Genomic DNA, 18,457 nt, shown 5'->3' on the forward strand with positions numbered 1-18,457 from the left:
ATGTGTCCGTCGGGACGGCGACCGTGTCGTCAGCCCGCGACGATGTTGACCAGCTTCGGCGCCCGCACGATCACCTTGCGGATCTCCGCGCCGCCCAGCGCCGCGACCACGTGCGGGTCGCCCAGCGCCAGCGCCTCCAGGTCCGCGTCGGTGATCGACGGCGAGACCTCCAGACGGGCCCTGACCTTGCCCTTGATCTGCACGACACAGGTCACGGTCTCGTCGACGACGTACGCCGGGTCGGCCACCGGGAAGCCCTGGTGGACGACCGAGTCGGTGTGGCCCAGCCGGCGCCACAGCTCCTCGGTGATGTGCGGAGCCAGCGGGGCGACCAGCAGCACCAGCTGCTCGGCCACCGACCGGGACAGCGCGCCGCCCGTCTTCGTCAGGTGGTTGTTCAGCTCGGTGATCTTGGCGATGGCGGTGTTGAAGCGCATCGCGACCATGTCCTGGGAGACACCGTCGATCGCCTTGTGCAGCGCGCGCAGGGTGTCCTCGTCGGGCGCGTCGTCGACGACGGTGACCTCGCCGGTCGACTCGTCGACGATGTTGCGCCACAGCCGCTGCAGCAGCCGGTACTGGCCGATCACCGCGCGCGTGTCCCAGGGACGGGACACGTCCAGCGGGCCCATCGCCATCTCGTACAGGCGCAGGGTGTCGGCGCCGTACTCGGAGCAGATCTCGTCCGGCGTCACGGCGTTCTTCAGGGACTTGCCCATCTTGCCCAGGACGCGGCTGACCTTCTCGCCCTGGTACCAGAAGCCGCCGTCGCGCTCCTCGACCTCGGCCGCCGGCACGGCGATCCCGCGCTCGTCCCGGTAGACGAAGGCCTGGATCATGCCCTGGTTGTACAGCTTGTGGAACGGCTCGGCCGAGGAGATGTGGCCCAGGTCGAACAGCATCTTGGACCAGAACCGCGCGTACAGCAGGTGCAGCACGGCGTGCTCGGCGCCGCCGACGTACAGGTCGACGCCACCGGTCGGCATGCCCTCGCGGGGGCCCATCCAGTACTGCTCGACGGCCGGGTCGACCAGCTTCTCGTCGTTGTGCGGGTCCAGGTAGCGCAGCTCGTACCAGCAGGAACCGGCCCAGTTGGGCATGGTGTTGGTCTCGCGGCGGTAGCGGCGCGGACCGGCGCCGTCACCCAGGTCCAGGGTGACGTTGACCCAGTCCTCGTTGCGGGACAGCGGGGTCTCCGGCTGGGTGTCCGCGTCCTCCGGGTCGAAGGTGCGCGGCGAGTAGTCCTCGACCTCCGGCAGCTCCAGCGGCAGCATCGACTCGGGCAGCGAGTGGGCGACGCCGTCCTCGTCGTAGACGATCGGGAAGGGCTCGCCCCAGTACCGCTGGCGGCTGAACAGCCAGTCGCGCAGCCGGAAGTTGACCGTGCCCTCGCCGATGCCCCGGTCGGTCAGCCAGGCGGTGATCTTCTCCTTGGCGTCGACGACGCCCAGACCGTCCAGGGAGATGTCCTCGTTCGAGGAGTTGACCAGCTTCGCCTCGTACGAGGAGAAGGCCTCGTCCCAGGTCGAGGGATCGGTCCCGCGGTCCGCGGCGGAGCCGCTGTCGGACGCCGTGCTCGGATCCACGACGCAGCGCATCGGCAGCTCGAAGGCGCGCGCGAAGGCGAAGTCGCGGCTGTCGTGCGCCGGGACGGCCATGATGGCGCCGGTGCCGTAGCCCATCAGGACGTAGTCGGCGATGAAGACCGGGACCTGCTCGCCGCTGACCGGGTTGGTCGCGTACGCGCCGGTGAAGACGCCGGTCTTCTCCTTGGCGTCGGCCTGGCGCTCGACGTCGGACTTGGAGGCGGCCTGCTTGCGGTAGGCGTCGACGGCCTCGGGCGGGGTGGCGTGACCGCCGGTCCACACGTCGTGGGTGCCCTCGGGCCAGACGGCAGGGACGATCTTCGCAGCGCCGTCGACCAGGGGGTGCTCCGGAGCCAGGACCATGTAGGTGGCGCCGAACAGGGTGTCCTGGCGGGTGGTGAAGACGGTGATGGCACCGGTGTCGCCGACCTGGAAGTCGACGCGGGCGCCCTCGGAGCGGCCGATCCAGTTGCGCTGCTGCAGCTTGATGGCCTCGGGCCAGTCCAGCGCGTCCAGGTCGTCCAGCAGGCGGTCCGCGTAGGCGGTGATCCGCATGTTCCACTGGCGCAGCTTGGACTTGAAGACGGGGAAGTTGCCGCGCTCGGAGCGACCGTCGGCGGTGACCTCCTCGTTGGCCAGGACCGTGCCCAGGCCGGGGCACCAGTTGACGGGCGCGTCGGAGGCGTACGCCAGGCGGTACTCGCCCAGGACCTCGGAGCGCTCGGCGGCGCTCAGCTCGCTCCACGCGCGCGTGCCGGGGACCTCACGGGTGCCGTTCTCGAACTGCTCGACCAGCTCGGCGATCGGACGGGCCTTGCCGGCCTCGTCGTCGTACCAGGAGTTGAAGATCTGCAGGAAGATCCACTGGGTCCAGCGGTAGTACTCCGGGTCGATCGTGGCGAACGACCGGCGCTTGTCGTGGCCCAGGCCCAGCCGGCGCAGCTGGACCTTCATGTTCTCCATGTTGGCCTCGGTGGACACGCGCGGGTGCGTGCCCGTCTGCACGGCGTACTGCTCGGCCGGCAGGCCGAAGGCGTCGAAGCCCAGGGTGTGCAGCACGTTGTGGCCGGTCATGCGCGCGTGGCGGGCGAAGACGTCCGTGGCGATGTAGCCGAGCGGGTGGCCGACGTGCAGGCCCGCACCCGATGGGTACGGGAACATGTCCATGATGAACTTCTTGGGCCGGGCGGCGACCTCGGGGTCGCCCGCCAGATCACCGGTGGGGTTCGGGGCCTCGTAGGTGCCCTCGGCGTCCCAGAAGTCCTGCCAGCGTGCCTCGATGTCAGCGGCCATGGCCGCCGTGTAGCGATGCGGGGCCGCCGTCTCGGCGGCCGTATTGATCTCGGTCATGGTCCTTGAAGCTCCATCGATCGTCTCTGCCCACTGCCACGGACTGCCGTGAAATGAAAAATCCCCTCGCACAGGAGGGGACGCCGCGCCGACTCCGACAGATGTCTGTCATCCGTCGGGACTGATCAGCGCGGCTCGGTAAGCAGAAGGCGTACGGCACGCATGGCGCCAGGGTACCGCAGGGCCCGTACGGGCCGCACCGGCGTTCCGAGTGCGGACACACGAAGAAGCGGACCACCCGATCCGGGTGGTCCGCTTTCTTTTCTGTGGAGCTAAGGAGAATTGAACTCCTGACCTCCTGCATGCCATGCAGGCGCTCTACCAACTGAGCTATAGCCCCTTGTTGTTCCCGTCTCCGTTTCAGTTTCCCTCGCGGCGACAGACAGAACATTAACCGGCTCCCCGGCAGATCTCCAAATCGATTCTCCGGACCCTTCTGACCTGCCGGGTAGGGTCGCCGACTGTGTCCGTCTCCGTGCTCTCAAAAACCCGCGCCCGGCCGTGGCCCCTGGCCACCGCCGCGGCGGTCTGTCTGCTCTCGTTCGCGGCCTTCTGGGTGGCGCAACGCCTCGCCCACGTGAACATGCTCGACGTGATGGTCTACCGGGCCGAGGGCGAGACGGTCCGGGCCGGCGGCGACCTCTACGCGATGCGCGCCACCTCGGCGAACCTCGGCATGACCTATCCGCCCTTCGCCGCACTGCTGTTCGTCCCGCTGACCCTGGTGGGGGTGCCGTTGATGCGGACGCTCACCACCGCGGGGAACCTGCTCCTGGTGGTCGCGCTGGTGCAGCTCTCGCTCCAGCTGGTCCGCCCGTCGCTGTCCCGCACGGATCTGTGGCGTACGACACTGTGGGTCGCGGCGGTGGTGGTCTGGTGCGAGCCGGTGTGGACGACCCTGCGGTACGGGCAGATCAACCTGCTCATAGCGGTGGCGGTGCTCTGGGACCTCACGCGCCGTGAGGGCAGCCGCTGGGCCGGCCTGGGCATCGGCCTGGCGACCGCGGTGAAACTCACACCGGGCCTCTTCGTGGTCCTGCTGCTGGTCGCGGGGCTGCTGCTGTGGCGCCGGGACCGGGTCTGGAACCAGTGGCTGCGGACGGCGGTGACGGCGACCGGGGTGTTCCTCGGGACGACGCTGGCCGTGGCGCTCGTACTGCCCGCGGACTCCAAGCGGTTCTGGACGGAGACCCTGTTCGAGACGGGCCGGGTCGGCTTCGCCGAGGAGACCGCCAACCAGTCGATCCGCGGGGTCCTTGCCCGGCTGATGCACACGGACGACCCGGGCATGTGGTGGGCGGTGACCGCGGCGGTCCTCGGCGGCCTGGCGATGGTGCTCGCGGTGCGGGCCGCTGTGCGCGGCGACAAGGCGGTGGCGGTGGTCGTCTGCGCGTTCACGGCGCTGATGATCAGCCCGATCTCGTGGTCACACCACTGGGTCTGGTGCGTGCCGCTGCTGATCCTGCTCGCGGACCGCGCCACGCGCGCGTGGGCGGTGACGGGGACGGTGGCCCTGGTCTTCGCCTCGTTCGCGCTGTGGTGGGTTCCGCACGACCCGGGCCGGCCCGAACTGGACCAGAACGCGGGACAGATGCTGCTGTCGGCCGTCTATCCGCTGACGGCGACGGCGCTGCTCGTGGGATACGCGCTGACGCTGCGGCGTCAGGCCGTGGCGAAGGAGTAGAACCGCTTGAGGGTGCAGTGCTCGTCGAGGAGCCGGCCGTAGATCGGCTCCCCCTCGAGTTCGCGGTACGTCTCGATGGGGTCGCCTTTTATGATCAGCGCCCGCGCGCACTCCTCGCACCAGTACTGGAACCCCGGGTTGACGGGTTCCATGTCGCGCACGATGGGCGTGCCGCTGCCGCACCAGTCGCACTTCCGCCTGTGTGCACCCATCAGTCAGCTCCAGCTGTGGCCGCAGGCCGTGCACCCATAGGACACCCTGCCGTTGTCGCCGAGCACTTGGGTCACCCTCCCGTCCGGATCCTCGTCCCCCTCCGGCCGTCCGATTCTGCCATGGCCTCGCAAGAGGGTCGGCGTGCTCGGCGCGGCGCCCGGCGCCCCCGAGCGGCGGGCCGGGGCGATTGTCGGTGCCACCGTCTTTACTGGGTACGGGACATGTTGTCGACCATGAGGGTGGACGATCGTGGCAGCAGTACCGACACAGCGACGCCGACGGCCGGAACTGGCCGCGTTCCTGCGCAGCCGCCGGGCCCGGGTGACTCCGGAGGACGTCGGGATGCCGCCCGGACTCCGCCGCCGCACACCGGGGTTGCGCCGCGAGGAGGTCGCCCACCTCTCCGGAGTCGGCGTGACCTGGTACACGTGGCTGGAGCAAGGGCGCCCGATCAACGCCTCCGCGCAGGTGCTCGACGCGGTCGCCCGCACCCTTCGCCTCGACCGCCCCGAGCGCGAGCACCTCTACCACCTGGCCGAGGTGCCGTACGCGCCCGAGAGGTCCGCCGGGGACGTCCAGGAGGTCAGTCCGGAGATCCAGGGCATCCTCGACGCCCTGGAGCCGCACCCGGCGGTGCTCTACAACGCGCGGTACGACGTGCTCGCGACCAACACCGTGTACGAGCGGCTCTTCTTCCAGGACGGACAGACCCCGGACACCGGCCCGTTCTCCATACGCAACGCGCTGTGGGCGCTGTTCGGCGTGCCCGGCCCCCTGTGCCCGGTGGTCGACCGGAAGCGGGAGTCGGCGCTGATGGTGGCGCGGCTGCGGGGCGCGTACGGGCGGCATGCGGGCGAGCCCGCCTGGGAGGAGCTCGTACGGGGTCTCGCGGAGGTCAGTCCGGAGTTCACCCGGCTGTGGCGCGGTGGTGACGTGGTCCCGCCGGGGACACGGGTGAAGGTCTTACGCCACGCGCGGGTGGGCGAGGTCCGGTTGACCTCGGTCTCCCTCTCCGTGAACGGGATGCCGGAGTGCCGGATCGTGGCCTACACCCCCACCGACGAGGAGAGCCGCCGTGGGCTCGCATCCCTGCGCGAGGTGCCGGACCCACGCGAGGTGGCCGACCCACGCGAGGTGCCGGAACGACGAATCCCGCCCCCTGCTGGGGACGGGATTCGGTGACTGTGGAGCTAAGGAGAATTGAACTCCTGACCTCCTGCATGCCATGCAGGCGCTCTACCAACTGAGCTATAGCCCCTCGTGTTCTTCGCGCTCTGCGCTGCGAACAAGAAGAACTCTAGCCTGTGACCTGCCGGAAAGTGAAATCCGGGTCCGGCAGGCCGGTCTCGGGGCTCAGTCGTCGTCGCCGAGGACCGGTTCGGGCAGCGTGCCCGCGTTGTGCTCCATCAGACGCCAGCCGCGGGCACCCTCGCCCAGGACCGACCAACAGCAGTTCGAGAGGCCGCCCAGGCTCTCCCAGTGCTCGGCCTCCAGGCCCAGGAGCCGGCCGATGGTGGTGCGGATCGTGCCGCCGTGGCTGACCACGACGAGCGTGCCGTCCTCGGGGAGCTTGTCGGCGTGCCGCAGGACCACCGGGGCGGCCCGGTCGGCCACCTCGGTCTCCAGCTCGCCGCCGCCCCGGCGCACGGGCTCGCCGCGCTTCCAGGCGGCGTACTGCTCGCCGTACCGCCCCACGATCTCCTCGTGGGTCAGCCCCTGCCACTCCCCCGCGTACGTCTCGCGCAGCGCGGAGTCGTGGTTGACGGTGTGGCCGGTGAGCGCGGCCAGCTCGGCGGCGGTGGCCGCCGCCCGCTTCAGGTCGGAGGCCACGATGGCGTCCGGCGTCAGCGCGGCGAGCAGCCGGGCGGCCCGGCGCGCCTGGGCGACGCCGGTCTCCGTCAGCTCGATGTCGGTCGAGCCCTGGAAGCGGCGCTCCAGGTTCCAGGAGGTCTGGCCATGGCGCCAGAGGACGATTCGGCGGCCAGTGCCGCCCTTGGTGGTGCTCAGCTCAGCTCACCGTCCGGTCCGTCGGGCAGGCCGGCGGCGTGCGCGGAGAGGTCGACGCCGGTGAGCTCGGCGTGCTCGGCACCCTTGCCGCGGGTCTTCGCCGCGTCCTCGGGCAGCGGCAGCTCGGGGCAGTCCTTCCACAGCCGCTCCAGGGCGTAGAAGACCCGCTCCTCGCTGTGCTGGACGTGGACGACGATGTCGACGTAGTCCAGCAGGATCCAGCGGGCGTCGCGGTCGCCTTCACGGCGGACCGGCTTGGCGCCGAGGTCCTTGTTCAGGCGCTCCTCGATCTCGTCGACGATCGACTTGACCTGGCGGTCGTTGGGCGCGGAGGCGAGCAGGAAGGCGTCGGTGATCGACAGCACATCGCTGACGTCGTACGCGATGATGTCGTGCGCGAGCCGGTCGGCGGCCGCCTGAGCGGCGGCGTTGACGAGTTCGATGGAACGATCCGTGGCGGTCACAAGCAGGCTTTCGTCGGCGGTCCAGTACCCCTCCAGGGTCTCACGGACCGCCGACGACACCGCCAACGTTTTCCGGGGCGCCCCACAGGGCCCCTACCGGGCCCCCTTGATCTCGTAGTCCTGGCCCAGGAGCACGGTCACCGCGGCCGCTCCCGAGGGCTTGCCCTTGGTGACCGATCCTGTCGGCAGACCCAGCGTCTTGGCCACCTCGACCGCCGTCGCCTTCTGGGCCTCGTCACCGTAGACGACCTGCGACTTCTCCTGGGTGGCCGTCTCCACGCCGCCCGTGAAGGCGTAGCCGCCGTTGATCAGGACGACCCGGGCCGCCTCGGTCGCGTTCTTGCCGGAGCCGTCCCGGACCGAGACCCGGGGCACGTCGTCGGCCTTGGGTGCGGTGACCTTGCCGCCCAGGATGTCCTTCACCACACTGTCGGCGCCGCCCTCGGTCAGCGCGCCGTCCTGGCCCACCGGGAGCAGGGCCGTCTTGTACGCGCCGATCTTGGCGTGCTCGGCGAGCCTGGCCAGGGAGGCGGCCAGGTCCTTCTCGGGGAGCGAGGGGTCGAGGATCTGCTGGAGGGTCTGGACGGTGACCGTGGCGGCCTCGGGGTCGGAGGAGAACTTCCGCAGCACGCCGTACATGACCTGGCCGAAGCGCTGGAGCTGCTTGGCCTCGGCCTCTCCGGGCCCCCGGTAGGTCGCGTAGGCGACGGCGGCGCGGCCGTTCAGCGTCTGCTTCTCGCCCTTCCTGACCAGCGGCTCGGCGCCCTTCTTGGTGTCGGGCACGGCCGTGTCGGTGTCGACCTCGATGCCGCTGAGGGTCTCGACGAGGTTCTCCAGGTACGGGGTGTCCAGGCGCCAGGTACCGGTGATCGTGGTGCCGAGGAGGTTGTCGACCGCCTCCCGGGTGCCGCCCGAGCCGTCGGCCTCGACGGACTTGCCGAGCGTGGTCGCGGCGCCCTCGTCGTCGGCGACGAGGGCGGAGTTGGGGATGAGGACCGTGTTGCCCTGGCGGGTGGTCGCGTTGTTCACGAGGAGGGCGGTGGAGGTGCCGCCGTTCTTGGTGTCGTGGAGGTGGACGACGATCATGTCGCGCTTCTGCGGACCGGTCGCGGTGGCGCCCCCCTTCTCCTCCGTGTCGGATGACCCGGGGAGCAGGCCGGCGGACCAGAGGTAGCCGACGCCGCCCACGACCGCGAGGACGAGGACGACGACCAGCGCGATGACCCGGTTGCGGCCCTTGCGCCGGGCCTCCTCGCGTCGCTCGGAACGGCTCTCGGTGAACTTGAGCCAGTCGATGACGTCCTCGGAGTCCTCGTCGGGCTCCTCGATGAACGAGAACTGCTCGGTGCGGTAGTCCCGGTCCTCGCCGTCGGCCGGCCTCGCCGGGGCGGACCGCTCGGACGCGGGCCGCTGCCCGGGGACTCCTGCGGGGGCCGCGACGGAGGCGGCCGGCGGAGCCTGTACGGGGGCGGGCGCGGGCTCGGCCCGGGCGGCCCACTGCTGCCCCGTGTCCTGGGAGGGGTAGGCGTACCCCTGCTGCCCGTAGGGGTCGTACGGGTCGTACGAGGGCTGCTGCTGCGGCGCGGGCTGCTGCTGCGCGTAGGGGTCGTAGCCGTACGCCTGCTGGGGCTGCTGGGGCTGGTGGCCCTGCTGGGGCTGCTGAGGCTGGTGGCCCTGCTGGGGCTGCTGGGGCTGGTGGCCCTGCTGGGGCTGCTGGGGCTGGTGGCCCTGCTGGGGCTGATGCGCCTGCTGGCCCTGCTGCTGACCGCCGTACGGGTCGTAATGCTGCTGCCCGGGAGCCTGCTGTGGCTGCTGTGGCTGCTGTGGCTGCTGGTACACCGGCTGCCCGTACGCGTCGTAGCCGATGATCTGCGGCTGCGGATAGTACGGATCGTACGGATTCTGCTGATCGTTCACCGGTGCCCCTCCCCGAAGCTCACTCGCCGCGGTACAGCTGGCGCTTGTCGATGTAGCGCACCACGCCGTCCGGGACCAGGTACCAGACGGGGTCGCCCTGCCTGACCCTCGCCCGGCAGTCGGTGGAGGAGATCGCCAGCGCGGGAATCTCGACCAGCGAGACCCCGCCCTTGGGCAGTCCGTCGTCGGTGAGGTCGTGGCCCGGCCGGGTGACGCCGATGAAATGGGCGAGCGAGAAGAGCTCCTCGGCGTCGCGCCAGGTGAGGATCTGCGACAGCGCGTCGGCCCCGGTGATGAAGAAGAGGTCCGAGTCGCTGTTGAGGGAGTGCAGGTCCCGCAGGGTGTCGATGGTGTACGTGGCGCCGCCGCGGTCGATGTCGATCCGGCTGACCGAGAACTGCGGGTTGGACGCGGTGGCGATCACCGTCATCAGGTAACGGTCCTCGGCCGCCGACACGGCCTTGTCGTTCTTCTGCCACGGCTCCCCGGTCGGCACGAACACCACCTCGTCGAGGTGGAACAGGGCGGCGACCTCACTGGCCGCCACCAGGTGTCCGTGGTGGATCGGGTCGAACGTTCCGCCCATCACGCCGAGTCGGCGCTTCCCACGCCCGCCAGTAGGCAATTCCTGCTCTCCCATGCGTGCAGAGCCTACTGGCACGGCAGCGGACGCCGGATCAGGGTCGCCGGTTCAGCGGTCGCGGTTGAAGCGGGTGGTGATCCACAGCAGCAGGAGCAGGGCACCGAAGGCACCGAAACCGGTGAGGTAGGGGCTGAGGCTTTCGTGGTTGCCGCCGCCGTGCTCGGCGCCCTCGGCGAGAGAGACCAGGTTGGCGGCGGTGCTGTGGAGGCTCATCTTCGACAGACCTATCGATCGGGGATGGGAGCGGAGACTTCGCGAACATCGTATGCGGGCCGCCCGGACGGGCTCACGCCGACTCAGGCGTTCGCGTCGCGCTCCGTGTTGCCGGTGGTCCCGGTGTCGTCGGTGACCTCGGTGTCGTCGCTGCGGTACCCGCGCAGGAGGAACCAGGCGAGCAGGGCGCCGCCCACGATCGAGACGAGCAGCACGATGCGGAGCGTGTTGCCCGGTCCCTGCTGTGCGGCGGCCGCGAGCAGGGCGGCTGCGGCGTCTGCGGTGTCCGGCATGTCGGTCGTGCTCCTCGGTCGTCCGTGGTGCCCGAGTTATCCACAGGCCCCGGCACACGGTAGCGCCAGCGCCTAGGGTGGGTTCAGTCAGGGGGACGAGCACCGACTCGTACGAACAGGGGGCATCCATGACCGAGAACGACCAGGGGAACGTGCCGAGCAGGCAGCGGAAGCGGTTCCCCGGCATCTCCTCGCGGGCCTACGAGCATCCGGCCGACCGCTCGGCGCTGGTGGCGCTGCGCAAGCTCAGCGGCTTCGACACGGTCTTCAAGGCGCTCAGCGGGCTGCTGCCCGAGCGCAGCCTGCGACTCCTCTTCCTCTCGGACTCCGTCCGGGTGAGCGACGCGCAGTTCAGCCATCTCAACGACATGCTGCGGGATGCCTGTTACATCCTGGACCTGGAGAAGGTCCCGCCGATGTACGTGACCCAGGACCCGAAGCCCAACGCGATGTGCATCGGCCTCGACGAGCCGATCATCGTCGTCACCACCGGTCTGGTGGAGCTCCTCGACGAGGAGGAGATGCGGGCGGTCGTCGGCCACGAGGTCGGGCACGCCCTCTCGGGGCACTCCGTGTACCGCACGGTGCTGCTCTTCCTCACGAGCCTGGCGCTCAAGATCGCCTGGATCCCGCTGGGGAACGTCGCGATCATGGCCATCGTGACGGCGCTGCGCGAGTGGTTCCGCAAGTCCGAGCTGTCCGCCGACCGGGCGGGCCTCCTCGTCGGGCAGGACGTGCAGTCCTCGATGCGCGGCCTGATGAAGCTCGCCGGAGGCAACCACCTCCACGAGATGAACGTGGACGCGTTCCTCGCCCAGGCCGACGAGTACGAGAAGTCCGGGGACCTGCGGGACTCGGTCCTGAAGATCCTCAACGTGCTGCCGCGCACGCACCCCTTCGCCACCGTCCGGGCGGCGGAGCTGAAGAAGTGGTCGGAGAGCCGCGACTTCCAGCGGATCATGGACGGCCACTACCCGAAGCGCTCGGAGGACAAGGACACCTCCGTCACGGACTCCTTCCGCGAGTCGGCCGGGCACTACGCCGACACGGTGAGGACCAGCAAGGATCCGCTGATGAAGCTGGTCGGGGACATAGCGGGCGGCGCCGGTGACCTGGCGGGCGACCTGGGCGGACGGCTGCGCAACCGCTTCGGCGGCGGTGCTCAGGGCGGCCCCAAGCAGGCGGACGAGGGCGGACCGGCCGGCGATACCGAGGACGACGGCACCAAGGGCGACGGGGACGCCAAGAAGTAGGGCCCGCGCGGCACCCCGGCTAGAGCGCGCGACACCCCGGCTAGAGCGAGGGCTGGGCGCTCGGGGCCAGGACTCCGCAGAGGGACGGGGCGGCGGGGCGGCCCGTGGCGTACGGGTCGGTGACCGTCGGTCCGTCGCCCGGCCCGGGGGGCCGCGCTCCCGCGAGGAGCGGCTTCAGGGCGCCGGTGGTGTCCGCGCCGCAGGCCTGGGGTCCCGCCTCGACGGTGCTGGTCAGCAGCTCGGCCCGGTGCATGCGCAGGTCGCCGCGGTCGAAGCGGAAGTGCACCACGCGGTGGACGGTGAAGAGGGACGCCGCCGCGACCGGCCCCGGGCCGTGGGCGGCCGGGCGCAGGGCGTAGGTGTACGTGTGGTCCGCGGTGACGTCCAGGGTGTCGGGACCGGTCTCCTCGAAGCGCAGGGTGCCCTGGACGCGCGTGGCGGGATCCGCGAGGACGACCTGCCGCGGGTCGAAGCGGACCAGCCAGGCGGCGAGGGCGTGCCGGCCGTCGTCCGCGGATGCCGCGACGCTCCGGTCGAACTGGTCCAGCTGGTCCGGGTCGAGCAGCAGCCGCGGGGGCCGCACGGTCGCCCCGGACAGGACATCGGGCTCCAGCGAGGAGGCCACGAGGTAGTCCTTGGCGATGCCGAGGGCCGCGCCGACCTGGCTCTCGGCGAAGTGGGTGGTGCTTCCGGGGACGGGCAGGACGATGCCTGCGGCGCCCGTGCGGTAGTCGGCGGCCGGGCTGTGGTCGAAGAGCCGCTCGGGCACACCGCCCGCGACCGGGACCCGGGGGGCGAGCGCCACCACGGTGGTCCGCAGCGGCTCGGCCCGCTGGTCGACGGGAGGCATGTACGGGTTGCGGACACCCAGGTAGATGGCGGTTCCGAAGGCGAGGAGGATCAGCATGACCAGCATGAGGGCCTGGCGGGAGCCGCTTCTGCGCTCCCAGGCGGAGCGGCGGCTGCGGACGGCCTGTGCGTGCTCGCCCATCCGCTCGTTGGCGGAGAACTCCTGGAGACGGGCAGCCTGGACGAACGCCTCGTCGAAGACGACGGATCGGTACTCGTCCTCACCACCGCCGGGGAACCCCTCGGGCGTCCCTTCAGGCGGGTCCTCGCGGCCTGCCATACCTTCAGGGTAGGTCCGCGGGGGCTTCGGTAAACGCCCGGCTTCACGACAAGTTCGGAAGAATTCCCCCGTCGGGGTGTGCGGAGGTCACGGACCGCTACCCGGGGAACGCGGACCGCGCCGCCGGAGCCTGGGCGGCGGGCGGTGCCGGATGGGGCTGGGGCGTGTCGACGCCCGTGGTGGCCGGCGGCGGGACCTGGTCCTGCCGGTTGGCGGCAGCACCCCGGTAGACGGCGCTGAAGGCGAGGGCGACCATGCCGACGCCCATGACGAGGGCGAGCAGCCAGGCGACGGGCCGGTGCCAGCGGGCGCTGCCCCGGTAGGGGCGCAGGGCGCCTCCGTGGCGGCCGTAGGGGCTGGCGTCGTCACCCACGTCGTCGGGCTCGTAGGTGAGGTCGGAGGTGTCGTGGAACTCCCCGTAGGGGTCGTCTTCGACGGGTCCGCCACCGGCGCGGGCGCGGGCCGCCTCGGCCTCGGCACGGGCCTGGGCGGCGGCGAGCAGCCGCTCGACCGCGGTCGGCTCGTGCACGACCGCGGCCCGTACGAATTCCTCGTCGAACACCACGTCGGCGTAGACCTCGTCGGCGCCTCCGCGGTCGACAGAGTCCTCGGGGTCCCCGCCGTTCTGGAACGGCGTGCCCCCCACGTCGTCCGGCACGGTTTCAGAGTAGACCCGCGAGGTGGTTTTGGGCAGGGAGAGTGCGAACCCTCCCCGCCCGTACCGAAAGGAGGTGATTACCGCACGTGACCGTCACCGGTGACGATGTACTTGGTCGAGGTCAGCTCCGGAAGGCCCATGGGGCCCCGGGCGTGCAGCTTCTGGGTGGAGATGCCGATCTCGGCGCCGAAGCCGAACTGTCCGCCGTCCGTGAAGCGGGTGGAGGCGTTCACGGCGACCGTGGTCGAGTCGACCAGCTGGGTGAAACGGCGGGCGGCGGCCTGGGAGGTGGTGACGATCGCCTCGGTGTGGCCGGAGGACCACATCCGGATGTGCTCGACGGCCTTGTCGAGGGAGTCGACGACGGCGGCGGCGATGTCGTACGAGAGGTACTCGGTCTCCCAGTCCTCGGCGGTGGCCGGGACGACGGTGGCCTTGGAGCCCTCGGCGAGGGAGAGGACCCGCTCGTCGGCGTGGACGGTGACGCCGGCCTCCGCGAGGGCGTCGAGGGCCATGGGCAGGAAGGCCTCGGCGACGTCCCGGTGGACGAGGAGGGTCTCGGCGGCGTTGCAGACACTGACCCGGTGGGCCTTGGAGTTGATGAGGATGTCGACGGCCATGTCGAGGTCCGTCTGCGCGTCGACGTAGACGTGGCAGTTGCCGGTGCCGGTCTCGATGACGGGGACGGTGGACTCCTCGACGACCGTCCGGATCAGGGAGGCGCCGCCGCGCGGGATGAGGACGTCGACGAGGCCGCGGGCGCGCATCAGCTCGCGGACCGATTCGCGGGACTCGCCGGGGACCAGCTGGATGGCGTCGGCGGGGAGTCCGGCGCCGCCGATGGCGTCGCGCAGCACCTTCACCAGGGCGGCGTTGGAGGCGTACGCGGAGGACGAGCCGCGGAGCAGGACGGCGTTGCCGGACTTGAGGCAGAGGGCGGCGGCGTCGACGGTGACGTTGGGCCGGGCCTCGTAGATGATGCCGACGACGCCGAGCGGGACGCGGACCTGGCGCAGGTCGATGCCGTTGGGGAGGGTGGAGCCCCGGACGACCTCGCCGACGGGGTCGGGCAGGGCGGCCACATGACGGACGTCGGCGGCGATGGCCCGGACGCGCTCGGGGGTGAGGGTGAGCCGGTCGATGACGGATTCGCTGGTCCCGGCCTCGCGGGCCTTGGCGATGTCCTCGGCGTTGGCCTCGACGATCTCGGCGGTACGGACTTCCAGGGCGTCCGCGATCGCCAGCAGGGCGTCGTCCTTGGCCGCGCGCGGGAGTGGCGCGATTTCGGCGGCGGCGCCACGGGCCCGGTAGGCGGCCCGGGTGACCGGGGACAGGTTGTCGAGGGGCGTGAGCGAGGTCATGCCCGCAGGGTACTGGCACCCCTGCGGACATCCCTCACGTATCCCGCACTCCGAGACGTGCGCCGTCCGCTCCGTACGGGTGCACGCCTCAGTACGGGTGGACGCCGACCGGGGCCGCCGGCGGTGGGCCGTAGCCCTCCGCGATGCGCTGGTGGTAGGTCTCGCGGTCGATGACCTCCAGCCCGACGATCTCCCACGGCGGCAGCTTCGCGGTCTGCCGGTGCTCGCCCCACAGGCGCAGGGCGACGGCCGCCGCGTCGTGCAGGTCGCGGGCCTCCTCCCAGTACCGGATCTCGGCGTGGTCGTTGGCATAGCGGCTGGTCAGCAGGAAGGGGTGGTCGTGGGCCAGCTGTTCGAGCCCGCGTCGTACCTCCTTCAGCGGTGACTCCACTCCCGACACGCTGAGGGTGATGTGCCAGAGCTTGGACTCGGGCTGTTCCTTGGCCCGTGCCTCACGTGCCTCGCGCACCTCGCGTGTCTCCGTGCTGGGTTCGGTCTTCCTGTCCTCGAACCTGTCCCGTGCCTCGTCGAAGTCGGCTCCGGCCTCGACACTGGTCAGGGCGCGTTCGGCAGTCCCGCGGGGCGGTGCCCCAGGGCGCGCTCGTCTCACCGGCGGCCTCCTGTGTGATGCGTGTGGTGCTGTACCCCCGCCTTGCTCTTACCCCCGAGACAAAGTTGACCAGTCCGAGGCGGCACTTGGGGCGGTTTTAGTAAACGTCCCTTCCGGATGGCCGCACTTTCAGCCGTTTCGGGTGGGGCGCGGGGGTCAGCCGATGACGACCAGGTCGTCGCGGTGGACGACCTCGCGCTCGTACTCGGGCCCGATTTCCTTCGCGAGGGCGTGGGTGGAGCGCCCGAGCATCCGGGGCAGCTCCTTGGCGTCGAAGTTGACGAGGCCGCGGGCGACGGCCCGGCCGGTGGTGTCGCGCAGCTCGACGGGGTCGCCGGCCACGAAGTCGCCCTCGACCGTGGCGATACCGGCGGCGAGCAGGGACTTCTTGCCGTCGACGACGGCTCGTACGGCTCCGTCGTCCAGGGTGAGGGAGCCCTGCGGGGTGGAGGCGTGGGCGAGCCAGAGGAGCCGGTCGGCGGAGCGGCGGCCGGTGCGGTGGAAGTACGTACCGGTGTCGCGGCCGGTGAGGGCGTCGGCGGCGCGGCTCGCGGAGGTGAGGACGACGGGGATGCCGGCGGCGGCGGCGATCCGGGCCGCCTCGACCTTGGTGACCATGCCGCCGGTGCCGACCCCGGCCTTGCCCGCCGAGCCGATCTCGACGTGGGCGATGTCCGCGGCGCCGGTGACCTGCGCGATCCTCGATGTGCCGGGCTTGGCCGGGTCCCCGTCGTAGAGCCCGTCGATGTCGGAGAGCAGCACGAGCAGGTCGGCGCGGACCAGGTGGGCGACGAGGGCGGCGAGCCGGTCGTTGTCGCCGAAGCGGATCTCGTCGGTGGCGACGGTGTCGTTCTCGTTGACGACGGGCAGCGCGCCCATCGCGAGGAGCTGGTCGAGGGTCCGGTAGGCGTTGCGGTAGTGGGCGCGCCTGCTGGTGTCGTCGGTGGTGAGGAGGACCTGTCCGACGCGGACGCCGTAGCGGGCGAAGGAGGCGGTGTAGCGGGCGACGAGCAGGCCCTGGCCGACGCTGGCGGCGGCCTGCTGGCGGGCCAGGTCCTTGGGGCGGCGGGTGAGGCCGAGCGGGGCGAGCCCCGCGGCGATGGCACCCGAGGAGACGAGGACGATCTCCTTCTCGCCGCCGCTGCGGACCTTGGCGAGGACGTCGACGAGGGCGTCGACGCGGTCGGCGTCGAGGCCTCCGGAGGCGGTGGTGAGCGAGGAGGAGCCGACCTTGACGACGATCCTGCGGGCCTCCGTCACGTACGGTCGCGCCACGCCCGCCCCTGCCGCCACCTGGGTCGTCATCTCCGTCGTCACGTGCGTCGCCACCTGCGTCGTCCTCACTCGGCTGTCCTGCGTGCCGCGCGCTCCCGGGCCGCGGCTGCCAGGGCAATCTACGCGAGCCGGGAGGGCCGCCGCTCGTCCGTTTCGCTCCCTGGACCGGAGTCGCCGGTATCCGGTCCGCCGTCATCCGGTCCGGCGCCGCGTGGCACCAGGATCCGCCGGGAGATCAGATACGTGAAGGGGATGGCGACGACGGCGGCGACGAGTGGCGCGATCCTGTCGTCCATTCCGGCCCAGGTGACGAGCACGTACAGACCGGCGCTCTGCACCAGGTAGTTGGTGACGTTGGTGAGCGGGAAGAGGGCGAACTTCTTCCAGGTCGGCCGGGTGCGGTAGGTGAAGTAGGTGTTGAGGAAGAAGGAGCCGACCATGCTGAGGACGAAGGCGAGGGAGTACGCGGCGAAGTACGGCATCCAGGGGTGGAGCAGCAGGTAACAGCCGAAGAAAGTGCCGGTGTTGACCCCGCCGACCAGGGCGAAGCGGAATATCTGGGCGAGACGTCCGCGCCGGGTCGCGCCGGAGCCGGCGGCCATCAGCGCTCCCCCTCGGTGGCCACGACGCGGATGCGCTCGGCGGCGGCGCGTTCGGCGGCGCCCCGGCCGAAGGAGCGGTGGGTCTCCTTCACGAGGAAGTGCGGCCGGCGCTTGGTCTCGTAGTAGATGCGGCCGATGTACTCGCCGATCAGCCCCAGCATCACCATCTGCACGCCCCCGAGGCCCACGATGATCGCGACCAGGGTGACGTAACCGGGGGCGGTGACGCCCTGGGTGACGGCGGCGGCGGTCACCCAGACGGCGTACAGCGCGGCGAGGCCGCTGAGCATCATCCCGAGCCAGAGGGCGATGCGCAGGGGGCGGTTGTTGAAGGAGATCAGCCCGTCCATGCCGTAGTTGAGCAGGGAACTGAACTTCCACTTCGTCTCACCGCCCTCGCGTGCGGCGTTCTGGTAGTCGAAGGTGACGGTGTCGAAGCCGATCCAGGAGAACAGGCCCTTGGAGAAGCGGTTGTACTCGGGGAGCGAGAGCAGGGCGTCGACGGCGGGGCGGGACAGCAGCCGGAAGTCCCCGACGCCGTCGGTGAGTTCCACGTCGACCCAGCGGTTGACGCCCCGGTAGTACATCCGGCTGAGGGCGGAGCGGAGCTTCTTGTCGCCCTCGCGGGTGCGTCGCGCTATGACCTGGTCGTGGCCCTGGTGGTGGAGGTCGAGCATCCGCGCCAGGAGTTCCGGCGGGTGCTGGAGGTCGGCGTCCATGATGACCACGGCGTCGCCGGTGGACTTGCGCAGGCCGGCGAGCATGGCGGCCTCCTTGCCGAAGTTGCGGCTGAAGGAGGCGTACTGGGTGCGGTGCGGGTGCCGGGCGGCGATCTCGCGCAGCTTGCCCAGCGTTCCGTCGGAGCTGCCGTCGTCGACGTAGCAGATCTCGTAGCCGACGGGGAGCGTGTCGAGCACCTGGCGCATGCGCGCGTCGAAGCGGTCGACGACGTCCTCCTCGTTGAAGCAGGGGACGACGACGGAAAGCCTGGTCATGGAACGGTCACTCCAGAGGGATGGGCGAGAGTACGTCCTGAGGGACCGCCACCGAACTCTCCTTCGAGCAGCGCGGCCAGGGTACGGAGCGGCGGTGACCGTCCGGCGTCGCCCGAGTGACCGACCCCGGTCGGCATGTCGTCCATGCAGCAAAGCATGAAGGGAAGATATTGATATACGAGGCATTTTTAACCTTTTGTCACC

18 protein-coding genes and 2 tRNA genes are annotated in these 18,457 nt (G+C 70.7%); 3 read left to right on the plus strand and 17 right to left on the minus strand.

Annotated features, from left to right (window positions below):
* Positions 1-29: 29 nt before the first annotated feature.
* Together leuS and V4Y03_RS10505 are read right to left on the minus strand one after the other, a co-directional pair.
* On the minus strand, positions 30-2,936 hold the full coding sequence (gene leuS, locus V4Y03_RS10500) for a leucine--tRNA ligase (protein WP_332434743.1): 2,907 nt from the start codon (positions 2,934-2,936) through the stop codon (positions 30-32).
* Between the two features lie 267 nt (positions 2,937-3,203).
* Positions 3,204-3,276 (minus strand) — tRNA-Ala (locus V4Y03_RS10505).
* 123 nt (positions 3,277-3,399) lie between these two features.
* On the opposite strand from V4Y03_RS10505, the gene V4Y03_RS10510 reads away from it, so the two are divergent.
* Complete coding sequence (locus V4Y03_RS10510) at positions 3,400-4,620, plus strand: glycosyltransferase 87 family protein (protein ID WP_332434744.1); 1,221 nt, start codon at positions 3,400-3,402, stop codon at positions 4,618-4,620.
* Here the strand turns inward: V4Y03_RS10510 and V4Y03_RS10515 are convergent.
* Positions 4,599-4,832, minus strand: coding sequence for a hypothetical protein (locus tag V4Y03_RS10515; RefSeq protein WP_056559019.1), 234 nt, complete (start codon positions 4,830-4,832; stop codon positions 4,599-4,601). The genes V4Y03_RS10510 and V4Y03_RS10515 overlap by 22 nt on opposite strands.
* 250 nt (positions 4,833-5,082) lie before the next feature.
* Here V4Y03_RS10515 and V4Y03_RS10520 point away from each other — a divergent pair, with 250 nt between their 5' ends.
* Positions 5,083-6,015, plus strand: coding sequence for a helix-turn-helix transcriptional regulator (locus V4Y03_RS10520; protein ID WP_317876494.1), 933 nt, complete (start codon positions 5,083-5,085; stop codon positions 6,013-6,015).
* A 3-nt stretch (positions 6,016-6,018) separates the two neighbouring features.
* Here V4Y03_RS10520 and V4Y03_RS10525 read toward each other — a convergent pair.
* The 7 genes from V4Y03_RS10525 to V4Y03_RS10555 all read right to left on the minus strand — a co-directional run bounded on the left by V4Y03_RS10525 (position 6,019) and on the right by V4Y03_RS10555 (position 10,370).
* Positions 6,019-6,091, minus strand: a tRNA-Ala gene (locus V4Y03_RS10525).
* 95 nt (positions 6,092-6,186) lie between these two features.
* Positions 6,187-6,840: a histidine phosphatase family protein gene (locus tag V4Y03_RS10530; RefSeq protein WP_332437146.1), complete on the minus strand. Its 654-nt coding sequence runs from the start codon at positions 6,838-6,840 to the stop codon at positions 6,187-6,189.
* Complete coding sequence (gene rsfS, locus V4Y03_RS10535) at positions 6,837-7,304, minus strand: ribosome silencing factor (RefSeq protein WP_317876500.1); 468 nt, start codon at positions 7,302-7,304, stop codon at positions 6,837-6,839. The genes V4Y03_RS10530 and rsfS overlap by 4 nt, the downstream gene beginning before the upstream one ends.
* 93 nt (positions 7,305-7,397) lie before the next feature.
* Entirely contained in the window at positions 7,398-9,221 is a 1,824-nt protein-coding gene (locus V4Y03_RS10540; RefSeq protein ID WP_332434745.1) for an LCP family protein, read from the minus strand.
* 19 nt (positions 9,222-9,240) lie between these two features.
* The gene (nadD, locus tag V4Y03_RS10545) at positions 9,241-9,861 is read right to left on the minus strand and encodes a nicotinate-nucleotide adenylyltransferase (RefSeq protein WP_317878807.1); all 621 of its coding nucleotides are present in this window, start codon (positions 9,859-9,861) and stop codon (positions 9,241-9,243) included.
* Positions 9,862-9,912: 51 nt separating this feature from the next.
* Complete coding sequence (locus V4Y03_RS10550; protein WP_317878808.1) at positions 9,913-10,077, minus strand: hypothetical protein; 165 nt, start codon at positions 10,075-10,077, stop codon at positions 9,913-9,915.
* 83 nt (positions 10,078-10,160) lie between these two features.
* Positions 10,161-10,370: a hypothetical protein gene (locus V4Y03_RS10555; RefSeq protein ID WP_317878810.1), complete on the minus strand. Its 210-nt coding sequence runs from the start codon at positions 10,368-10,370 to the stop codon at positions 10,161-10,163.
* Positions 10,371-10,498: 128 nt separating this feature from the next.
* On the opposite strand from V4Y03_RS10555, the gene V4Y03_RS10560 reads away from it, so the two are divergent.
* Entirely contained in the window at positions 10,499-11,623 is a 1,125-nt protein-coding gene (locus V4Y03_RS10560; RefSeq protein ID WP_332434746.1) for a M48 family metallopeptidase, read from the plus strand.
* A gap of 40 nt (positions 11,624-11,663) precedes the next feature.
* Here V4Y03_RS10560 and V4Y03_RS10565 read toward each other — a convergent pair whose 3' ends face one another.
* From V4Y03_RS10565 to V4Y03_RS10595, 7 genes are all read right to left on the minus strand, one after another.
* On the minus strand, positions 11,664-12,752 hold the full coding sequence (locus V4Y03_RS10565) for an SCO2583 family membrane protein (protein WP_332434747.1): 1,089 nt from the start codon (positions 12,750-12,752) through the stop codon (positions 11,664-11,666).
* A 97-nt stretch (positions 12,753-12,849) separates the two neighbouring features.
* Positions 12,850-13,410 (minus strand): SCO2584 family spore wall biosynthesis protein, encoded by a 561-nt coding sequence (locus V4Y03_RS10570; RefSeq protein WP_332434748.1) that lies wholly within the window; start codon positions 13,408-13,410, stop codon positions 12,850-12,852.
* A gap of 77 nt (positions 13,411-13,487) precedes the next feature.
* Positions 13,488-14,771 (minus strand): glutamate-5-semialdehyde dehydrogenase, encoded by a 1,284-nt coding sequence (locus V4Y03_RS10575; RefSeq protein WP_332434749.1) that lies wholly within the window; start codon positions 14,769-14,771, stop codon positions 13,488-13,490.
* 88 nt (positions 14,772-14,859) lie between these two features.
* A complete protein-coding gene (locus V4Y03_RS10580; protein ID WP_317877686.1) occupies positions 14,860-15,381 on the minus strand; it encodes a hypothetical protein in 522 nt (173 codons plus the stop codon).
* Positions 15,382-15,537: 156 nt separating this feature from the next.
* On the minus strand, positions 15,538-16,641 hold the full coding sequence (gene proB / locus V4Y03_RS10585) for a glutamate 5-kinase (RefSeq protein WP_332437147.1): 1,104 nt from the start codon (positions 16,639-16,641) through the stop codon (positions 15,538-15,540).
* A 134-nt stretch (positions 16,642-16,775) separates the two neighbouring features.
* The gene (locus V4Y03_RS10590) at positions 16,776-17,258 is read right to left on the minus strand and encodes a GtrA family protein (protein WP_317877687.1); all 483 of its coding nucleotides are present in this window, start codon (positions 17,256-17,258) and stop codon (positions 16,776-16,778) included.
* Positions 17,258-18,253, minus strand: a complete 996-nt coding sequence (locus V4Y03_RS10595) for a glycosyltransferase family 2 protein (protein WP_332434751.1) — start codon at positions 18,251-18,253, stop codon at positions 17,258-17,260. Before V4Y03_RS10595 ends, V4Y03_RS10590 begins: the two co-directional genes overlap by 1 nt.
* Positions 18,254-18,457: the final 204 nt, after the last annotated feature.

It is taken from the genome of Streptomyces sp. P9-A4, assembly GCF_036634195.1.
Lineage (GTDB): Bacteria > Actinomycetota > Actinomycetes > Streptomycetales > Streptomycetaceae > Streptomyces.

Excerpts from the sequence above, each read along its gene's own strand:
- leuS (WP_332434743.1), bottom strand. The coding sequence starts at position 2,936 with ATGACCGAGATCAATACGGCCGCCGAGACGGCGGCCCCGCATCGCTAC.
- V4Y03_RS10515 (WP_056559019.1), bottom strand. The coding sequence starts at position 4,832 with ATGGGTGCACACAGGCGGAAGTGCGACTGGTGCGGCAGCGGCACGCCC.
- nadD (WP_317878807.1), bottom strand. The coding sequence starts at position 9,861 with ATGGGAGAGCAGGAATTGCCTACTGGCGGGCGTGGGAAGCGCCGACTC.
- V4Y03_RS10550 (WP_317878808.1), bottom strand. The coding sequence starts at position 10,077 with ATGAGCCTCCACAGCACCGCCGCCAACCTGGTCTCTCTCGCCGAGGGC.
- V4Y03_RS10555 (WP_317878810.1), bottom strand. The coding sequence starts at position 10,370 with ATGCCGGACACCGCAGACGCCGCAGCCGCCCTGCTCGCGGCCGCCGCA.
- V4Y03_RS10560 (WP_332434746.1), top strand. The coding sequence starts at position 10,499 with ATGACCGAGAACGACCAGGGGAACGTGCCGAGCAGGCAGCGGAAGCGG.
- V4Y03_RS10565 (WP_332434747.1), bottom strand. The coding sequence starts at position 12,752 with ATGGCAGGCCGCGAGGACCCGCCTGAAGGGACGCCCGAGGGGTTCCCC.
- V4Y03_RS10575 (WP_332434749.1), bottom strand. The coding sequence starts at position 14,771 with ATGACCTCGCTCACGCCCCTCGACAACCTGTCCCCGGTCACCCGGGCC.
- V4Y03_RS10590 (WP_317877687.1), bottom strand. The coding sequence starts at position 17,258 with ATGGCCGCCGGCTCCGGCGCGACCCGGCGCGGACGTCTCGCCCAGATA.
- V4Y03_RS10595 (WP_332434751.1), bottom strand. The coding sequence starts at position 18,253 with ATGACCAGGCTTTCCGTCGTCGTCCCCTGCTTCAACGAGGAGGACGTC.